The sequence below is a fragment of the Carnobacterium sp. 1290_CSPC genome, from assembly GCF_001053265.1.
Lineage (GTDB): Bacteria > Bacillota > Bacilli > Lactobacillales > Aerococcaceae > Aerococcus > Aerococcus urinaeequi.
The window spans coordinates 1-1,705 of the sequence record NZ_JVVG01000115.1 but is presented as its reverse complement, the minus strand read 5'-3'; the positions used below and the strand labels follow the sequence as shown (position 1 = coordinate 1,705).

The 1,705-nt window shown below is 50.2% G+C and carries 1 rRNA gene; it reads left to right on the top strand.

From position 1 onward, the window contains the following. Positions 1–137: 137 nt before the first annotated feature. Positions 138–1,687: ribosomal RNA gene (locus tag AC973_RS09125) — 16S ribosomal RNA — on the top strand. Positions 1,688–1,705: the final 18 nt, after the last annotated feature.

Here is a 1,705-nt window from a genome sequence, read left to right as displayed (position 1 = left end):
ATAGACCTTTGAAAACTGAACAAAGAAGACAAACCAAAAATTGTGTATGGAATCATTTGATTCCAACAATTAAAAGTAGTGAGAACTACTATAAATAAGTCAGCAAACTTTAATGAGCAATCAAGCTCATGAAAATCTTTCATGAGAGTTTGATCCTGGCTCAGGACGAACGCTGGCGGCATGCCTAATACATGCAAGTCGAGCGAACAGATGAAGTGCTTGCACTTCTGACGTTAGCGGCGAACGGGTGAGTAACACGTAAGGAATCTACCTATAAGCGGGGGATAACATTCGGAAACGGGTGCTAATACCGCATAATATCTTCTTCCGCATGGAAGAAGATTGAAAGACGGCTCTGCTGTCACTTATAGATGACCTTGCGGTGCATTAGTTAGTTGGTGGGGTAACGGCCTACCAAGACGATGATGCATAGCCGACCTGAGAGGGTGATCGGCCACATTGGGACTGAGACACGGCCCAAACTCCTACGGGAGGCAGCAGTAGGGAATCTTCCGCAATGGGCGAAAGCCTGACGGAGCAATGCCGCGTGAGTGAAGAAGGCCTTCGGGTCGTAAAACTCTGTTATAAGAGAAGAACAAATTGTAGAGTAACTGCTACAGTCTTGACGGTATCTTATCAGAAAGCCACGGCTAACTACGTGCCAGCAGCCGCGGTAATACGTAGGTGGCAAGCGTTGTCCGGATTTATTGGGCGTAAAGGGAGCGCAGGTGGTTTCTTAAGTCTGATGTGAAAGCCCACGGCTTAACCGTGGAGGGTCATTGGAAACTGGGAAACTTGAGTACAGAAGAGGAATGTGGAACTCCATGTGTAGCGGTGGAATGCGTAGATATATGGAAGAACACCAGTGGCGAAGGCGACATTCTGGTCTGTTACTGACACTGAGGCTCGAAAGCGTGGGGAGCAAACAGGATTAGATACCCTGGTAGTCCACGCCGTAAACGATGAGTGCTAGGTGTTGGAGGGTTTCCGCCCTTCAGTGCCGCAGTTAACGCATTAAGCACTCCGCCTGGGGAGTACGACCGCAAGGTTGAAACTCAAAGGAATTGACGGGGACCCGCACAAGCGGTGGAGCATGTGGTTTAATTCGAAGCAACGCGAAGAACCTTACCAAGTCTTGACATCCTTTGACCACCCTAGAGATAGGGCTTTCCCTTCGGGGACAAAGTGACAGGTGGTGCATGGTTGTCGTCAGCTCGTGTCGTGAGATGTTGGGTTAAGTCCCGCAACGAGCGCAACCCCTATTATTAGTTGCCAGCATTCAGTTGGGCACTCTAATGAGACTGCCGGTGACAAACCGGAGGAAGGTGGGGATGACGTCAAATCAGCATGCCCCTTATGACTTGGGCTACACACGTGCTACAATGGATGGTACAACGAGTCGCAAACCCGCGAGGGCAAGCAAATCTCTTAAAGCCATTCTCAGTTCGGATTGCAGGCTGCAACTCGCCTGCATGAAGCCGGAATCGCTAGTAATCGTGGATCAGCACGCCACGGTGAATACGTTCCCGGGTCTTGTACACACCGCCCGTCACACCACGAGAGTTTGTAACACCCGAAGTCGGTGAGGTAACCTTTATGGAGCCAGCCGCCGAAGGTGGGACAGATGATTGGGGTGAAGTCGTAACAAGGTAGCCGTATCGGAAGGTGCGGCTGGATCACCTCCTTTCTAAGGAATATAACGGAA